Below are 14,836 nucleotides of genomic sequence, written 5' to 3'. Positions count from 1 at the left end.
AGGCGCCGTCAGGCGCCGTGCCCACCACCTTCCGTGAGGCACCAATGGTGGGCACGCTGTCGCTTTGCCCACCCTACGATTGATTGCGTGAGAAGCTCACATGTCTTCCTTCGGGCAGTTGACCATCCAGGGAATGCCGAACTTGTCGACGCACATGCCGAAGCCGTTGGAGAAGAAGGTCTTGCCGAAGGGCATTCGCACCGTGCCGCCTTCGGCGAGCGCATTGAACCGGCGTTCGGCGTCCGCCGGATCCTCGACCTGCAGCGAGACGGCAAAGCCCTGCGGCTGATGGTAATCGCCAGGCGTGGCATCGGAGGCCATCAGCACCTCGCCGTCGATCGTAATGCTCGCATGCATCAGCTTCTTCTTCCAATCCGGCGGAGTCGGCATGTCCGGCGGCGCATCCTCATAAGGAAACATCGCCCCGATCTGGGCGCCGAGGACCTTCTCATAATACTTCAGCGCTTCTTGGCAGTTGCCGTTGTAGAATAGATAAGGATTGATCTGCATCGCTGGCTCCCTGGGGTTTAACTCAGTCTGGTATTTGCGGCGTTCCCCGGATGCTGCGCACCACGAAGTGGTACGCTGCTGTTCCGGGGTCCATCGATGCGTCCCGGCTCTGCGTCGCATCACTTCGTGCTGCGCCGCGTCCGGGACACGATAGAATCGTGACACTCATCTCTCGGTAATCGTCTTCAGATTGGCGAGACCGGCTTCGAAATCCCTGCCGATCATACGATCCAGGTTCATGAACACCTGGATCAGCCTCGACATGAAGTTCGCCGGACCATGCATCAGCCATGTGACATGGGTGCCATCGCCCTGCGGCAGCATTATGAACTCGGCGGTGTTGTGGCCTTCGAACGGCCTGAAGAAATCGAGCTTGATGACGATCTTTTGCGGCGCGGTGGCTTCGAGAATTTCCATACGGCCGGAACCGACATTCTTGTCACCGTCCCAGGCATAGACGGCGCCCTTGCCACGCTCCGCACCGCCATAGGTGCGCTTCATTGCCGGATCCTTCTGCTCGTAGGGCGACCAGGTCAACCACTGGTGAAAGTCGGAGATCAGCGGAAAGATCTCTTCCGGCGGCGCCTTGATGCTGACTGCGCGCTGCACCCGCAACGAGCTCGGCTTGGTGGCGGCGAGAATGAGCACCACGGCGATGGCAATTGCCAGTATGACGGCGATGACGGCAATGACTTCCAGCATGTCGGACTCCGTGAACAATCGTTGAAGCTAGTCAGTGGCGAAAGGGGATCACGCTGCGCAGGTTTTTGTCGCGCAGCCACAGCCCGCCCCACAGCATCAGGCCGAGATAGAGTCCGAACAGCGTATGTGTGAACAACGGGCTGTCGATGCGAACGTGCGAGGCGATCGCACCGCCGAGATAGCCGGTGAGCAGGATCGCGCCGAGGATCGAGGTCGGCGGAATGGCATAGAGCACTGTGCAAACGATGGTGATGGCGCCGAGGCCGCGCATCAGCGCATCGCTCGAACCGTACCCCATCGGGTCCATGGTTTCGGTGACGACCGGCCACGGCACCAGCTTGATGGCGCCGTCGATCATCAGGAACAGGATGACAAGGCCAGAGAGGATGCGGCCCATCCAGCGTGCCGGGTTTGAGACAGGCGCGGTCTCGGTGATGACGGACATGATCGGTCCCCGTGTCTTGAATGGCTGTTCGGATTCAAGACGAATGAGGGAGGTGGAAACCGACAGGGAGACGCGAATTTTTTCGCGGTTCGCTTCTTCCTTCTCCCCTTGTGGGGAGAAGGTGGATCGCTGACGCGAAGCGGCAGCGAGACGGATGAGGGGGTTGTCTCCGCGGAGAGAACCCCTCATCCGGCGCGGATTGCATCCGCGCCACCTTCTCCCACAAGGGGAGAAGGAAGAGGAGTTTTACTTCCCCGCCTTTTTGCCGCGGGGCTGGCTGTCGCGCTGCAGGCGGTCGAGGTGCATGCGGATGTGGGCGGCTTCGGCCGAGGTGTTCGCGAGCGCGATCGCGCGGTCGAACGCCACGCGGGCCTCGTCGTTGCGGCCGAGCTGCATCAGGAAGGCGCCGCGCACGCCGAAGAAGTGAAAATAGTTCGACAGTCGCTGCGCTAAGGGCTCGATCATGTCGAGGGCAGCTTGCGGCCCTTTCACCTTGGAAACCGCGACCGCGCGGTTCAAGGTCACCACCGGTGACGGCTGCATGATCTCCAGCGCGCCATAGAGCAGGTCGATCTGGGTCCAGTCGGTATCCTCGGGCTTTTCGGCGCGGGCATGCAGCGCTGCGATCGCGGCCTGCACCTGATAGGGGCCGCTGCGGCGATGGCGCATCGCCTTGTCGATCAGCGCCAGCCCCTCGGCGATCAGAGCCTTATTCCATTTCGAACGGTCCTGGTCGTCGAGCAGGATCACCGCGCCATCGGCATCGAATCGCGCATCAGCCCGCGCATGCTGCAGCAGCAACAGCGCGGTCAGCCCCATGATCTCGGGCTCGCTTTGGAACAACCGCAGCAACAGCCGCGCCAGCCGGATCGCTTCCTCGCACAGGGGCTTGCGAATCTCGGCGGTGTCGCCGCTCGCCGAATACCCCTCATTGAAGATCAGGTAGATCATGGCGGCAACCGAGGCGAGGCGCTCGGAGCGCTCCACCGCGCCGGGCGTTTCGAACGGCACGTTGGCATCCGCCACCCTTGCCTTCGCCCGGGTGATGCGCTGCTCCATCGCGGCTTCGGAGACCAGGAACGCGCGCGCGATCTGCTTCACCGTGAGACCCGAGACGATGCGCAGCGCCAGCGCGATCTGCTGCGTCGCCGGCAGGTCCGGATGGCAGCAGATGAACAACAGCCGCAGGATGTCGTCGCGGTAATGCGAGCCGTCGAGCCGTTCGGCAAGCTCCTCCTCGGCGTCGTCGAGGTCGGAGATCGCCTCGTCCTCGGGCAACGGCGTCTGCTTCTTGCCGCGCCTGATGTCGTCGATCGCGACATTGCGGCCGACCATGATCAGCCACGCCGCGGGATCGCGCGGCGGGCCGTTCTGCGGCCAGCTCTTCAGCGCGCGCAGGCAGGCGTTCTGAAAGGCTTCCTCGGCGGTATCGAGGTTACGGAAATAGCGCAGCAGCGCGCCGACCGCCTGGGGGCGAGCCGAAGTCAGAGCGGCATCGATCCAGGCGGTATCGGTCATGGCTGCACACTCCCCGCCGTGAAATGGCCGACGGGACGGATCTCGTAGGCGCCGCCGGGATTGGCCGCGCCGAGATCGCGGGCGACGCCGAGCGCCTCGTCGAGGTCCTTGCAGTCGACGACATAGAAGCCGAGCAATTGTTCCTTGGTTTCGGCATAGGGGCCGTCGAGCACCAGCGGCGGATCGTCCTTGCGCAGCGTGGTCGCCGCCGTGGTCGGCAACAGCCGCGCCACCGGACCGAGCCGGCCCTGTTTGGCCAGTTTGTCCTGCACGACGGTCAATTTCTTCATGACCGCGGCGTCCTGTTCCTTGGTCCAGGAACCGACGGTGTCTTCATCGTGATAGCAAAGAATGGCGTACAGCATGAGGCTCAAGCATCTCCGTTGTCTTGATGACGAACGATTATGCCCGGAGCCGACAGGCGCGTCGAAGAAAATTTGACATGCACCGCCTGCCGTCAAGGACCTACAATCGGCGGCGGTGGTGGATTGAACTGCCTGCAGGCGTGAATGGCCGCCGTGGAACAAAGGCCGCACACACCGAGAATCAGAAAGATGCACCTGAGCGTTTTCATCTGACGGACCCGACCCTGGCAGGCCCCAAGTCGCGGTGATTGTTCTGGTAGGCGAGCGCCAGCCAGACCATCACCGCCACGATGACGATTTTGCGGATCACCAGCAGATTGCGCATGCAAGGTCTCCCTTGTCGGATGAAAGGAGGCTACAGAAGCGGTTCGGTCCGCGATGTGAGGCGGGTCACGCCGAGTTGGCGACGCGAAAGGAATGGCAATGACGAAGGGTGCGCTTGCGCTGCTGGTGCATGGCGGGACCGAAAACTGGTCGCCGCAGCGCTGGAAGAGCCGGTTCGATGACGTTTGCAAAGGGCGCCGCGTACTGCTGTTGCCGGATGCATCGTTCGATCCAGCGGAGGTGCATTACGCGGCGGTGTGGAAGCCGCATCCGGGCGAGCTCGCCGCCCTCCCCAACCTGCGTGTCATCTTCAATCTCGGCGCCGGCGTCGATGCGCTGATGGCCGATCGCTCATTGCCCGACGTTCCGCTGGTGCGCGTCGCGGTCGGCGATCTCACCGCGCGGATGACCGAATATGTCGTGCTGCATGTCCTGATGCACCACCGGCAGGAGCCATACTTGCGGGAGTCGCAGCGCGAAAAGCGCTGGGCGCCGAAATCGCAATGGGCGGCGGGCGCGATTTCGGTCGGAATCATGGGGCTCGGCACGCTTGGTGCCGATGCCGCCGACGTGCTGCGGCGGCTGGGCTTTCGTGTCGCAGGCTGGAGCCGCAGCCCGCGAATGGTCGAGGGTATCGAATGCTTTCACGGCGAAACGCAGCTCGAGCCATTCCTGCGGCGGACCGACATTCTGGTCTGCCTCCTGCCGCTGACGCCAGAGACGCGGCACATTCTCAATCGCGGGCTGTTTGAGAAACTAAATCGCACGAGTCCGCTCGGCGCGCCGGTCCTGATCAATGCCGGTCGCGGCGGCCTGCAGAACGAGGCCGACATCCTGCGAAGCCTGGACGACGGCACGCTCGGCGGCGCCTCGCTCGACGTCTACGCCACCGAACCGCTGCCCGCCGACAGCCGGTTCTGGACCCATCCAAAAATAGTGCTGACCCCGCACAATGCCGCCGACACCGATCCCGACGAGATATCGAAATATGTCGCGGACCAGATCGCGCGGTTTGAGGAAGGCGGCGCGCTGGAGAACGTGGTGGATCGAAAGCGGGGTTATTAATTCTCCGCCATTGCGAGGAGCAAAGCGACGAAGCAATCCACCACTTATCCGTTGTGCCGAGATATGGATTGCTTCGCTTCGCTCGCAATGACGGAGAGTGCGGGAAGCCCCTCACCCCTTCGCCGGCAGCCTGTGCGCAAAGCTCCAGGAATGGCCGAACGGGTCCATGATGCGAGCATAGCGGTCGCCCCAGAATGAATCCCATGGCTCCAGCGTCACGGTGGCGCCGGCGTCACGGGCACGCTTCACCGCCGCATCGCAGTTCTCGACTTCGAGATGCATGGTGACTGAGGTGCCCTTGATCTGATCCGGCGGAAATACCGCGTCGACGCCATGGGAGCCGCGGTGCTCGGGAAAGTCGTCCATGACGAGATACGCGCGCCGTTGATGCGAATTTCCGAATGCATCAACCGCTTGCCGTCCTCGGCCGGCATCCGCAGGGTTTCGGTGGCGCCGAGCGCCTTCTTGTAGAATTCAAGCGCGGCGTTGGCGTCGCGGACAACGAGATGAGGAGTGACGATCTGGACGGGCTCGGTCATTTCTAGGCTCCTGATTTTGGACACGTCACGAGGACGAATGAGGACGCCAAAAACCGACACGGGCAGCAAAAAAAGATGTCGTCCTGCTTTCGCCGGGACGACCGAAAGCTATTTCGCCGCCCCGCACATCACGCCGATCGCGCCGTTGACAATCGCCTCCAGTTCCTTGCGCGGCACCTGAGCGCGGGCGCGGATGGCGACAGTGTGAATGGTGGCGGAGGCAAGTTGCGCCAGCACGGTCGCGTCGGCGCTCGCCGGTAGCTCGCCCTTTTCCTGGGCGAGCCGGAAACAGGCCGCAAAAGCCTTGTCGAGTTCGGCAAAGCCTTCCAGCACCATGGCGCGGATATCGGGGTCATGCACGGCTTCGGAGGCTGCGGTCATCACCGTAAAGCAGCCGCGCGGGCCGGATTCGCCGGACAGATAGATGTCGAGCGCCACCGTGTAGATCCGTTCCAGGCGCTTTCGGATCGGCAGTTCGTTCCTGAAGATGTCCCCCATCGCGGCCCGCGCGTCGTCACGATAGCGCCGATAGCTCTTGATGAAGAGTTCGCGCTTGTCGCCGAACGCGCCATAGAGGCTCGGCCGGTTCATGCCGGTGGCGGCGGAGAGATCGTCGAGCGAGGTCGCCGCAAAGCCATCCTTGCGAAACAGATCGAGCGCCTTGCCGAGCGCCACGCCCGGCTCATAGGCGCGCGGGCGGCCCCGCCGCTTGGGCGGGATCGGTGTATCGATCTGGGGGATCGGAGGCTTCTTCCCTTTTTGTACCATTTCGCAAACAATTCCTTGACCGGATCCATATTATGCGGAACAGTATAAAAATCAATCCTGCCCGCCTCGAAGCCGGCCGATTGATCAACCGCCAAGGAGGCAAATCATGGACCTGTATTTCTCGCCGCTCGCCTGCTCGCTGGCGACACGGATTGCGCTGCACGAAGCCAGCGCTGACGCCAACTATCTCGAGGTCGATCCCAAGACCAAAGTGGTGCAGAAGGACGGCTCGGATTTCCGCGCTGTCAATCCGCTCGGGCTGGTGCCGACGCTGCGTACCGACGAGGGGACGGTGCTGACGGAGAACGCGGCGATCCTGCAATATGTCGCCGATCACTTTCCGGGCGCTGGCATCTCGGCCAACTCGGCTGAGGAGCGCAGCCGTCTGCATCAATGGCTGTGCTTCATCGGCACCGAACTGCACAAGGCGCTGTTCGTGCCGCTGCTAGACAAGACGGCGCCGCAGGACGCAAAGACTTATGCGCTGAACAAGAATCTGTCGCGTCTCGACTATCTCGAGAACTACCTGAAGGGCCGCGAATTCCTGCTCGATCACTTCAGCGTCGCGGATGCCTATCTCGTCACCATCATCAACTGGACGATGGCGACGCCGCCGATCGAACTGGCGAAGTGGCCTAACGTGAAGGCCTATCACGAGCGGCTGCGCGCACGCCCCTCGATTGCGAAAGCGGTCGCCGAGGAGTTCGAACTCTACAAGGCCGAACTGGCAAGGCATAAGGCGGCGGCGTAAGGAAGATCTCGTGTCCCGGACGCGGTGCAGCACCTCTTCGGTGATGCACCGCAGAGCCGGGACCTGTGTCGGTATCGTAGCCCGGATGAAGCGCAGCGAAATCGGGGAGAAACTCGCGCAACGTGCTGCGCCGCCCCGGATTGCGCTACGCTCCATCCGGGCTACGGACTGACACTCAGTCCGGCGACGCCAATAGCCGCGCCGTCAGATCGCTCAACGCGCGACGAAAGATTTTGGCGTCGCCCCGTGCACGTGCCAGCACCAGCGCGCCCTGAATGGTAAGTAGCGCGTCTTCGGCGCGCCGCTGCGCTTGGCTGTTCGTCAGTCCGGATCGCCGCAATAACGCGGCGAGCGCTGTCTGCCAGCGCGCGAAATAACCATCGACCGCTTCGGCAAAACTGTCGCGCGCCGAGCCGAGCGCCACCATGCCGACCAGGCAGACGCGATCGCCCGAATGAAAATATTGATCGACGCCCGCGATCATCGCAGCGATGGCGCGCGCGGGATCATCGGCGGTGCGCAAGGGCGCGAAGATATGGAGTTCGAACCAGCCGTCGATCTCGGCCAGCACCTCGGAGGCCATCTGCTCCTTGCCGCCGGGGAACAGATGATAGAGGCTACCCTTGCCGAGCCCGGTGGCCTCCGTGATCAGCGTCAGCGAGGCGCCCTCGTAGCCATGGGCGCGAAACACCTCGCCGAGCGCGCGCAGTACCTCTCCCCGTTCGACGCCTCTTTTCAGCATCCCATCACAGCGGATTCTCACTCAGTCCCGCGACATCGTCCGGACGCGGACCCGGGGCCGGCCAGTGGAAGCGGCGCTCGCTTTCCTTGATGGCGATATCGTTGATGCTGGCTTCGCGCCGCCGCATTAGGCCGTGCTCGTCGAATTCCCACTGCTCGTTGCCGTAGGAGCGATGCCACTGCCCGGAACCGTCGTGCCACTCATACTGAAAGCGCACCGCGATGCGGTTCTGATCGAACGCCCAGAGGTCCTTGATCAGGCGATAGTCATGCTCCTTCGCCCACTTGCGGGTAAGGAATTCGACGATCGCCTCGCGGCCTTCAAAGAATTCGGAGCGGTTGCGCCAGCGGCTGTCCTCGGTATAGGCCAGCGATACCCGGGCGGGATCGCGCGAATTCCAGGCGTCTTCCGCCATGCGCGCCTTTTGGGCGGCGGTTTCGCGGGTGAACGGCGGCAGCGGCGGACGCGACATGAGGTTTTCTCCGGAATGATTGCCGGAGGAGATTGTACCGATCGGTACAAAGAGTCAATCCGCGAATTATTCCGGCGCCAGATCGGCCTTCATCAACAACCGCAGCGATTTCGGGATCGGCTGCGCCTTGCCTTCGCTGATGAAAGCGACGCGCACCTCGGCCTTGACCAGCACGTCATCGCCGCGCCGCACTTCCTGCGCCAGCGTGATCGAGGCGCCCTTCACCGCAACCGGCCACGTCACCACGTCGAGCACGTCGTCCATCCGCGCCGGCCGCAGGAAGTCGAGCAGCATCGAGCGCACCACGAAGGCAAAGCCGGGCGTCTCCTCCTGCGCCTCTTCGAACAGCGCGTGCTGCGAGGCGCCCATCAGCCGCAGATGGTTGGTGCGCCCGCGCTCCATGAAGCGCAGATAATTGGCGTGGTAGACGATGCCGGAGAAATCCGTGTCCTCGTAATAGACACGGACCTGCATGTGATGGCGGCCGTCGCGGATCTCGCCGTCGAGATTGGGTAATGCCACTTGCGGTTCCTGATCGCGCTGGAAAGCCCTGCTTTTGCGCAAAATCGGCGCGGCGCGCAAGCGCTGCGAGGAACGCTACGCCACCGCCGGCCTCGTCGCCCCAACCGTTACCAGCACGATCTCCGGCGGCACCCCGAGACGGAACGGCATGATGCTGCAGCCGAGGCCGCCGGAGACGACGACATCGCAATTCATGCGGACGTGGCCGTAGGCGAGCTGCTGTCCGGACGGCGAGATCGGTGACCACCCCAACATCCGGACCTGGCCGCCATGGGTATGTCCGGAGAGCTGCAGCGCGACGCGCGAGGGCACGCGGCGGGCGATATCAGGCTCATGCGCCATCAGAACCACCGGCGCATCGTCGGTGATCTTCGCCAGCGTCGCGCCGAGATCGTCGACGCCAATCCGCTTGAGCGGCCGGAAGCGGCGGGCCGGCACGTAGGCGAGCTGGTCGCCAAGACCCGCTAGCCAGAACGAATGACCATTCTTGCTGAGCTTCTTCGCGTCATTTTCGTACACGGGGATGCCGGCGGCCTCCAGCGCCCGGCCCGCGCTCGGCAGTCCCTGCCCTTCGCGTTGCACTTCCTTGTCTTCCCACCAGTCGTGATTGCCGAGCACCGCATGTACGCCGAGCGGCGCCTTCAATCCGGCCAACGCTCCCGCCCATTCGGCGTCGGGAATGAAGCGCGTTACCTTGCGATGTCCGGCCACGTAGTCGCCGAGCATGACGACGATGTCAGGCTTGAGCGCATTGGTGCGGTCGACGATCTCACCGATATGATCGAGCGACATCCAGGGATCGCAGGCGTGGAGGTCGGCGATGGCGGCGATCCTGAGCTTGAGACCGGCCGGCCATTGCGGCGGCGAGATATTGTACCGCACGACGCGAAGCCGGACGACCGGCGCGCTGAATCCGTAAGCGGTGGTCGAGACGCCCACTGCGCCCAAGCCACCCATGGACTTCAAGAAATGACGGCGTGTTAACATGTGATCCAATCGTGATGCAGCGCCAACATGGTGGCGGATTGAGCCCGAATTGGGGTATGTTTGTGCAAAACGTCAGCAGTCCTCCAGCAGCTTCTCACCAACGGTTCTGCCCTACAAGAGCATCCAGGCGCGCTTTCAATTCTTCCGGCGCGCGGTAGTACCAGACGCCGCCGAGCAGGTCGTGGAAGCGCTTGTTGGCGGCAGCTTCGCGCTCGATGCGATCGATCGTTTCCATGCTGATGACATCCTCGAGCGGACCGGCGGCGAGCAGCGACAGCATCACCGAATTGGTCTCGATCTTCAGGATCTCGACGATGAGGTCGATCGCCTTGTCGGGATCCTCCTCCCGCAGGTCACGCTCGTAATCCATCATGGTGAAGAAATTATCATCGCGGTCGCGCTCGGATTTCGAATATTGCTCGACCCAGGCGCGCGCCAGTTCCGCCACCGACATCGCTTCGCAATCAAGCGGATGCTTCGGGGTCCGGCGCGCGAGATCGTCGGCGCGCCAGGCTTTGCTGTCGGCAATCGCCTCGATGCGGCGCTTGAACGGCTCATCGGGCCCAAAGTGAATTCCGCCCAGCAGCCAGCGCAGGGCGGCGTTATGCTTTGCCTCGGCCTCGATGCGGTCGATCACGGCGGCGCCATGGGCATAGAGCAGCGACAGCATGAACTTGTCATTGAGCTGCATCACGGTCGGCTTGTCGGATTCGGCGCGCAGCACTTCAAGCGCGAGGTCGAGCGCGCGGTCCGGCCGCTTGTGCGGCAGATGATCGAAATAGAGGATCGCCGACCAGGCGGCGCCTGTCTGATCGCGCCGGCTCAGGCGCTGCAGCGCGCCCCACATCGAGGCGAGTTCTGATATCGGCATGGCGTCGAGAAAGATTTCGGTGTCATCGGGTGTCGCCAGTTCCGGCGCCTCCGCGATGTGGGCAAGCATGTCAGCGTCTTCGGTCGATGCCATCGTTATGCACTCCACGGCAAGCAGGCCGGGCGCTTAGGCGCCAGGCGTTTTGCCCCTTAGTGCACCGCCGGAGTGAACGGGTTCGACGCGATCAATCGTCGCTGTCGTTGCCGAACAGGCCGAACTGCGCGGGATCGCGCGTGGGCTCGGCGAGGCCGAGATGGCGGAAGGCGTGCGAGGTGAGCAGCCGGCCGCGCGGGGTGCGCTGCAAATAGCCGCACTGGATCAGATACGGCTCGATGATGTCCTCGATGGCGTCGCGCGGCTCCGATAACGCCGCTGCCATGGTCTCGACGCCGACCGGGCCGCCGCCATAGTTCATCGCGATGGTCGTCAGATAGCGGCGGTCCATCGCGTCCAGGCCGGCGGCATCGACTTCCAGCGCGCTCAGCGCGTGGTCGGCGATGGCGCGATCGACCGAGCTGGCATCGGCTGCGGAAGCAAAATCGCGTACGCGGCGCAGAAGGCGGCCGGCAATGCGCGGCGTGCCACGGGCGCGGCGCGCGATTTCGTTGGCGCCGTCAGGCGTCATGCCGATATTGAGAACGCGGGCGCCGCGGCTAACGATCTTCTCCAGCTCTTCCTCGGTGTAGAAGTTCAGCCGGATCGGAATGCCGAAACGGTCGCGCAGCGGATTGGTCAACAGCCCTGCCCGCGTCGTGGCGCCAACGAGCGTGAACTTTGCGAGATCGATCTTGACCGAACGCGCCGCCGGGCCCTCGCCGATGATGAGGTCGAGCTGAAAATCCTCCATCGCGGGATAGAGCACTTCCTCGACCGCGGGGCTGAGGCGATGGATTTCGTCGATGAAGAGCACGTCGCGCTCTTCGAGATTGGTGAGCAGTGCCGCGAGATCGCCGGCCTTGGCGATAACGGGACCGGAGGTGGCGCGAAAGCCGACGCCGAGTTCCCGCGCGACGATCTGCGCCAGCGTGGTTTTTCCGAGACCGGGAGGCCCGACGAACAGCACGTGGTCCAGCGCCTCGCCTCGCTTTCGCGCGGCCTCGATGAAGATCGAAAGATTCTTGCGCGCCTGCGCCTGGCCGACGAACTCCGACAGCAATTGCGGGCGCAGCGCGGTGTCGCCGACATCGTCGGAACGGCGCTCGGGGGTAACGATGCGGGAGGGCGTGTTCACTCTACGCCCCGCTTGTACTTGTTGGGCAGGAGTTCGCCGATGGTCACGACCTTCGGCTCACGGCCGCTGTCGGGGACAATAACCCGCGCCTTTGCATCGTAATCGTGGATCAGCTCGCGACAAATTCCGCAGGGCGATACCACGGCGACATCGCCTCGCTCGTTCGGCTTCGGATGGCGTACGGCGACGATGGTCTCGATGCCGTGATCGCCGGTTTCGGTGATGGCGCGGCCAATGGCGATCGCCTCCGCGCAGACCGCGATCCGGCCGATATAGGCGTCGATATTCACTCCGGTGACGATGCGGCCGTCGCGGGTGCGCAAGGCAGCGCCGACCTCCTGCCAGTCGTTGCGATAACGCCGACTGATCGCATCAGTCGCGGCGGCGATCAGTTCTTGGTCTTTTTCGCTCAACATGGCGGGAAAGCATTCCTTGGTCGGTCAGTGGCGAACATAGTCTATTTCGCCAACTCCTTCAGGCCCAGCCGGATCAATTGCGCGGTCTCGGCTTTCTCGCCTGCGCTGCGCGACGCCGCAGCAATTGCGGCGGCGGCCTGGGGCTGGCCGTAGCCGAGATTGACCAAAGCCGAGATCGCGTCGGTGACCGGGCGCGGCGCGCGGTCGCTGTCGACCGCGCCGGCGAGATGCACCACGGCCGGATCGACATTGGCAAACGCCGGCGCCTTGTCCTTCAATTCAGACACGATGCGCTCGGCGACCTTTGGCCCGACACCGGGCGTGCGCGATACTGCGGCCTTGTCGCGCAGCGCGATGGCGTTGGCGAGTTCGGCGGGCGGCAGCGTCGAGAGCACCGCCAGCGCGACTTTGGCGCCGACGCCCTGCACGGTCTGCAGCAGGCGAAACCACTCGCGCTCCGTGTCGGTGCGGAAGCCGAACAGCTTTATCTGGTCTTCGCGGACATAGGTCTCGATCGACAACACCGCGGCCTCGCCAGGCGACGGCAGCGCCTGCAGCGTCCGCGACGAGCAATGCACCTGATAGCCAACGCCACCAACGTCGAGGATCACGTAATCCTCGCCGTAGGAATCGATCAGGCCTTTGAGCTTGCCGATCATCTTGAAAACCGGGATTCGATGCCGGCGACGGCGGCTCCAACATCAGTGAGGGACGCAGCGGCGGACGGGTTCCCTCCCCCCTCGTGTCCGCCGAAGCCTAGGCGAAGGCGGATGCGGGGGAGGGTTAGGGAGAGGGGTGCCGCTTGTTCGATTGCCTGACCTATAGCAAGAAGGACTTCCTCATCGATTATCTCGGCAAGTTCGTTGATCGACTGCCGTCGCATTTCTTCGATCGGAGCCCGGGGCTTACCCCTCTCCCCGACCCTCCCCCGCAAGGGGGGAGGGAGCCCGACCAGCGTGCTCTCCTCACTTGGCATTACGCGGCGGCAGTTCATCATGCGCTCGCCACTTTCAGCCGCATTGCCGCGCTCTGGCGGTGATGGGCATGCGTGATGGCAATCGCCAGCGCATCGGCGGCGTCGGCGGATTTGGGCTCGGCCTTCGGCAGCAGTATTTTCAGCATCACCGCGATCTGGTTCTTATCGGCGTGGCCGGCACCGACCACGGTCTTCTTCACTTGATTGGGCGCATATTCCGCAACGGATATGCCAAACATCGCGGGCGCCAGCATGGCGACGCCGCGGGCCTGGCCGAGCTTCAGCGTCGCGACGCCGTCCTTGTTCACAAAGGTCTGCTCCACCGCGGCTTCCGCTGGCCTGAAATCGCCGAGCACGGCGGCGAGCCCCTCATGGATCGCGAGCAGGCGGCTCGCTATAGGCAGATTATCCAGCGGCTCCACCGAGCCGCAGCCGACGAAGACGAGCCGGTTGCCCTCGGTCTCGATCACGCCCCAGCCAGTGCGGCGCAGGCCGGGGTCGATGCCGATAATCCGGACAGGATGGCGAATCGGTGGGGATGTCATGGCGTAGTGATAACGCCAGAGGCGGATGAACGAAACATAAAGAGAACGGAAATCCCCTGCCGGCTCGTCGCCCCTTGCTCCTCTTGTCATCCCCGCGGAAGGCGGGATCCAGTACGCCGCGGCGTCTGGTGCGATCACCACGGCCTCTGGAATACTGGATCGCCCGGTCAAGCCGGGCGACGACAGCGGCGTGAGAGGCGGGATTGCAGCCGCTACCCGCCCATCTTGGCGACCAGCGCGTCGGAGACCTCGAAATTGGCGTAGACGTTCTGCACGTCGTCGTGCTCGTTCAACAGGTCCATTAGCTTCAACAGCTTCTCGCCGGTCTCGTCGTCCACCGCGACCGTGTTTTGCGGCTTCCAGGTCAGCGCTGCCTTGCGGGCTTCGCCGAACTTGGCTTCCAGCGCTTTCGCAACCTCGCGGAAGGTTTCCTGTGAGGCGTAGATCTCGTGGCCGCTTTCGCTTGAGACCACGTCGTCGGCGCCGGCCTCGATCGCGGCTTCCAGCATCGCGTCATCGGAGGCTTTGCCGGCGTCATATTCGATGATGCCGGTGCGGTCGAACATGAAGGCGACCGAGCCGGTTTCGCCCAGATTGCCACCGGATTTGGTGAAGTAGGAGCGGATATCGGAGGCGGCGCGGTTGCGGTTGTCCGTCAGCGCCTCGACGATGATAGCGACGCCGCCGGGGCCGTAGCCCTCGTAGCGGATCTCGTCATAACTCTCGCTCTCGCCGCCGATCGCCTTCTTGATGGCGCGCTCGATATTGTCCTTCGGCATGTTCTCCTGGCGCGCCGCGATCACCGCCGCGCGCAGCCGGGGGTTCATGGCGGGGTCCGGGGTTCCCAGCTTGGCGGCAACGGTGATTTCGCGCGCGAGCTTGCTGAACAGCTTGGATTTCTGGGCATCCTGCCGGCCCTTGCGGTGCATGATGTTCTTGAATTGGGAATGGCCGGCCATGCGAGGTCTCTTGGATTCGTCCCGGGAATGTGGGGTGAAGCGCGGCCTTATAGGCCGGCAATCGGCTGAAATCAAAGATTTACGGCCGATTCGGCTACTAAAGTAGTGCGCGCCTACGGGAAAAACAG

The 14,836-nt window shown here is 63.5% G+C and carries 18 protein-coding genes and 1 pseudogene; 2 read left to right on the top strand and 17 right to left on the bottom strand.

Annotated elements, in window-relative coordinates; all coding sequences use genetic code 11:
• Positions 1 to 96: 96 nt before the first annotated feature.
• From RX328_RS05115 to RX328_RS05095, 5 genes are all read right to left on the bottom strand, one after another.
• The gene (locus RX328_RS05115; RefSeq protein ID WP_213254033.1) at positions 97 to 510 is read right to left on the bottom strand and encodes a VOC family protein; all 414 of its coding nucleotides are present in this window, start codon (positions 508 to 510) and stop codon (positions 97 to 99) included.
• Positions 511 to 675: 165 nt separating this feature from the next.
• Positions 676 to 1,212, bottom strand: coding sequence for an SRPBCC family protein (locus RX328_RS05110; protein WP_213254034.1), 537 nt, complete (start codon positions 1,210 to 1,212; stop codon positions 676 to 678).
• Between the two features lie 31 nt (positions 1,213 to 1,243).
• Positions 1,244 to 1,657 carry a DoxX family protein gene (locus tag RX328_RS05105; protein WP_213254035.1) on the bottom strand — a complete coding sequence of 138 codons (414 nt, stop codon included), beginning with the start codon at positions 1,655 to 1,657 and terminating at the stop codon, positions 1,244 to 1,246.
• A 246-nt stretch (positions 1,658 to 1,903) separates the two neighbouring features.
• Positions 1,904 to 3,175: an RNA polymerase sigma factor gene (locus RX328_RS05100; RefSeq protein WP_213254036.1), complete on the bottom strand. Its 1,272-nt coding sequence runs from the start codon at positions 3,173 to 3,175 to the stop codon at positions 1,904 to 1,906.
• The gene (locus RX328_RS05095) at positions 3,172 to 3,540 is read right to left on the bottom strand and encodes a YciI family protein (protein ID WP_213254037.1); all 369 of its coding nucleotides are present in this window, start codon (positions 3,538 to 3,540) and stop codon (positions 3,172 to 3,174) included. The genes RX328_RS05100 and RX328_RS05095 overlap by 4 nt, the downstream gene beginning before the upstream one ends.
• Before the next feature lie 423 nt (positions 3,541 to 3,963).
• Between RX328_RS05095 and RX328_RS05090 the strand changes: the two genes are divergently transcribed.
• Complete coding sequence (locus RX328_RS05090; protein WP_213254038.1) at positions 3,964 to 4,929, top strand: 2-hydroxyacid dehydrogenase; 966 nt, start codon at positions 3,964 to 3,966, stop codon at positions 4,927 to 4,929.
• A 111-nt stretch (positions 4,930 to 5,040) separates the two neighbouring features.
• Here RX328_RS05090 and RX328_RS43240 read toward each other — a convergent pair.
• A pseudogene (locus RX328_RS43240) lies at positions 5,041 to 5,468 on the bottom strand (VOC family protein).
• A gap of 108 nt (positions 5,469 to 5,576) precedes the next feature.
• Entirely contained in the window at positions 5,577 to 6,236 is a 660-nt protein-coding gene (locus tag RX328_RS05075; RefSeq protein WP_213254039.1) for a TetR/AcrR family transcriptional regulator, read from the bottom strand.
• Between the two features lie 106 nt (positions 6,237 to 6,342).
• Here RX328_RS05075 and RX328_RS05070 point away from each other — a divergent pair, with 106 nt between their 5' ends.
• Positions 6,343 to 6,987 carry a glutathione binding-like protein gene (locus tag RX328_RS05070; RefSeq protein WP_213254040.1) on the top strand — a complete coding sequence of 215 codons (645 nt, stop codon included), beginning with the start codon at positions 6,343 to 6,345 and terminating at the stop codon, positions 6,985 to 6,987.
• A 175-nt stretch (positions 6,988 to 7,162) separates the two neighbouring features.
• Here the strand turns inward: RX328_RS05070 and RX328_RS05065 are convergent, their stop codons facing one another.
• The 10 genes from RX328_RS05065 to RX328_RS05020 form a co-directional block, all read right to left on the bottom strand.
• Positions 7,163 to 7,729: a TetR/AcrR family transcriptional regulator gene (locus tag RX328_RS05065; RefSeq protein WP_213254041.1), complete on the bottom strand. Its 567-nt coding sequence runs from the start codon at positions 7,727 to 7,729 to the stop codon at positions 7,163 to 7,165.
• Between the two features lie 4 nt (positions 7,730 to 7,733).
• Positions 7,734 to 8,201, bottom strand: coding sequence for a DUF1348 family protein (locus RX328_RS05060; protein WP_213254042.1), 468 nt, complete (start codon positions 8,199 to 8,201; stop codon positions 7,734 to 7,736).
• Positions 8,202 to 8,267: 66 nt separating this feature from the next.
• Positions 8,268 to 8,675, bottom strand: coding sequence for a tol-pal system-associated acyl-CoA thioesterase (gene ybgC / locus RX328_RS05055; RefSeq protein ID WP_213254069.1), 408 nt, complete (start codon positions 8,673 to 8,675; stop codon positions 8,268 to 8,270).
• Between the two features lie 123 nt (positions 8,676 to 8,798).
• Positions 8,799 to 9,710: a metallophosphoesterase gene (locus tag RX328_RS05050; protein WP_213254043.1), complete on the bottom strand. Its 912-nt coding sequence runs from the start codon at positions 9,708 to 9,710 to the stop codon at positions 8,799 to 8,801.
• Between the two features lie 94 nt (positions 9,711 to 9,804).
• The gene (locus tag RX328_RS05045) at positions 9,805 to 10,674 is read right to left on the bottom strand and encodes a DUF6869 domain-containing protein (protein ID WP_213254044.1); all 870 of its coding nucleotides are present in this window, start codon (positions 10,672 to 10,674) and stop codon (positions 9,805 to 9,807) included.
• 91 nt (positions 10,675 to 10,765) lie between these two features.
• A complete protein-coding gene (gene ruvB / locus RX328_RS05040) occupies positions 10,766 to 11,812 on the bottom strand; it encodes a Holliday junction branch migration DNA helicase RuvB (RefSeq protein WP_213254045.1) in 1,047 nt (348 codons plus the stop codon).
• On the bottom strand, positions 11,809 to 12,228 hold the full coding sequence (locus RX328_RS05035) for a cytidine deaminase (RefSeq protein WP_213254046.1): 420 nt from the start codon (positions 12,226 to 12,228) through the stop codon (positions 11,809 to 11,811). Before RX328_RS05035 ends, ruvB begins: the two co-directional genes overlap by 4 nt.
• A gap of 41 nt (positions 12,229 to 12,269) precedes the next feature.
• Entirely contained in the window at positions 12,270 to 12,887 is a 618-nt protein-coding gene (ruvA, locus tag RX328_RS05030; protein WP_213254047.1) for a Holliday junction branch migration protein RuvA, read from the bottom strand.
• A 334-nt stretch (positions 12,888 to 13,221) separates the two neighbouring features.
• A complete protein-coding gene (ruvC, locus tag RX328_RS05025) occupies positions 13,222 to 13,749 on the bottom strand; it encodes a crossover junction endodeoxyribonuclease RuvC (RefSeq protein WP_213254048.1) in 528 nt (175 codons plus the stop codon).
• Positions 13,750 to 13,961: 212 nt separating this feature from the next.
• Positions 13,962 to 14,708, bottom strand: a complete 747-nt coding sequence (locus RX328_RS05020; RefSeq protein WP_213254049.1) for a YebC/PmpR family DNA-binding transcriptional regulator — start codon at positions 14,706 to 14,708, stop codon at positions 13,962 to 13,964.
• Positions 14,709 to 14,836 lie beyond the last annotated feature (128 nt).

It is taken from the genome of Bradyrhizobium sp. sBnM-33 (assembly GCF_032917945.1).
Lineage (GTDB): Bacteria > Pseudomonadota > Alphaproteobacteria > Rhizobiales > Xanthobacteraceae > Bradyrhizobium.
The sequence above is the reverse complement of the archived record's forward strand: the minus strand, read 5'-3'. Positions and strand labels throughout refer to the sequence as shown.

What these genes read in the sequence shown, in the direction of transcription:
- RX328_RS05105 (WP_213254035.1), bottom strand. Translation starts at nt 1,657, where the DNA reads ATGTCCGTCATCACCGAGACCGCGCCTGTCTCAAACCCGGCACGCTGG.
- RX328_RS05075 (WP_213254039.1), bottom strand. Translation starts at nt 6,236, where the DNA reads ATGGTACAAAAAGGGAAGAAGCCTCCGATCCCCCAGATCGATACACCG.
- ybgC (WP_213254069.1), bottom strand. Translation starts at nt 8,675, where the DNA reads ATGCAGGTCCGTGTCTATTACGAGGACACGGATTTCTCCGGCATCGTC.
- RX328_RS05115 (WP_213254033.1), bottom strand. Translation starts at nt 510, where the DNA reads ATGCAGATCAATCCTTATCTATTCTACAACGGCAACTGCCAAGAAGCG.
- RX328_RS05050 (WP_213254043.1), bottom strand. Translation starts at nt 9,710, where the DNA reads ATGTTAACACGCCGTCATTTCTTGAAGTCCATGGGTGGCTTGGGCGCA.
- RX328_RS05110 (WP_213254034.1), bottom strand. Translation starts at nt 1,212, where the DNA reads ATGCTGGAAGTCATTGCCGTCATCGCCGTCATACTGGCAATTGCCATC.
- RX328_RS05095 (WP_213254037.1), bottom strand. Translation starts at nt 3,540, where the DNA reads ATGCTGTACGCCATTCTTTGCTATCACGATGAAGACACCGTCGGTTCC.
- ruvA (WP_213254047.1), bottom strand. Translation starts at nt 12,887, where the DNA reads ATGATCGGCAAGCTCAAAGGCCTGATCGATTCCTACGGCGAGGATTAC.
- RX328_RS05035 (WP_213254046.1), bottom strand. Translation starts at nt 12,228, where the DNA reads ATGTTGAGCGAAAAAGACCAAGAACTGATCGCCGCCGCGACTGATGCG.
- RX328_RS05070 (WP_213254040.1), top strand. Translation starts at nt 6,343, where the DNA reads ATGGACCTGTATTTCTCGCCGCTCGCCTGCTCGCTGGCGACACGGATT.
- ruvC (WP_213254048.1), bottom strand. Translation starts at nt 13,749, where the DNA reads ATGACATCCCCACCGATTCGCCATCCTGTCCGGATTATCGGCATCGAC.
- RX328_RS05100 (WP_213254036.1), bottom strand. Translation starts at nt 3,175, where the DNA reads ATGACCGATACCGCCTGGATCGATGCCGCTCTGACTTCGGCTCGCCCC.
- RX328_RS05090 (WP_213254038.1), top strand. Translation starts at nt 3,964, where the DNA reads ATGACGAAGGGTGCGCTTGCGCTGCTGGTGCATGGCGGGACCGAAAAC.
- RX328_RS05020 (WP_213254049.1), bottom strand. Translation starts at nt 14,708, where the DNA reads ATGGCCGGCCATTCCCAATTCAAGAACATCATGCACCGCAAGGGCCGG.
- RX328_RS05060 (WP_213254042.1), bottom strand. Translation starts at nt 8,201, where the DNA reads ATGTCGCGTCCGCCGCTGCCGCCGTTCACCCGCGAAACCGCCGCCCAA.
- RX328_RS05045 (WP_213254044.1), bottom strand. Translation starts at nt 10,674, where the DNA reads ATGGCATCGACCGAAGACGCTGACATGCTTGCCCACATCGCGGAGGCG.
- RX328_RS05065 (WP_213254041.1), bottom strand. Translation starts at nt 7,729, where the DNA reads ATGCTGAAAAGAGGCGTCGAACGGGGAGAGGTACTGCGCGCGCTCGGC.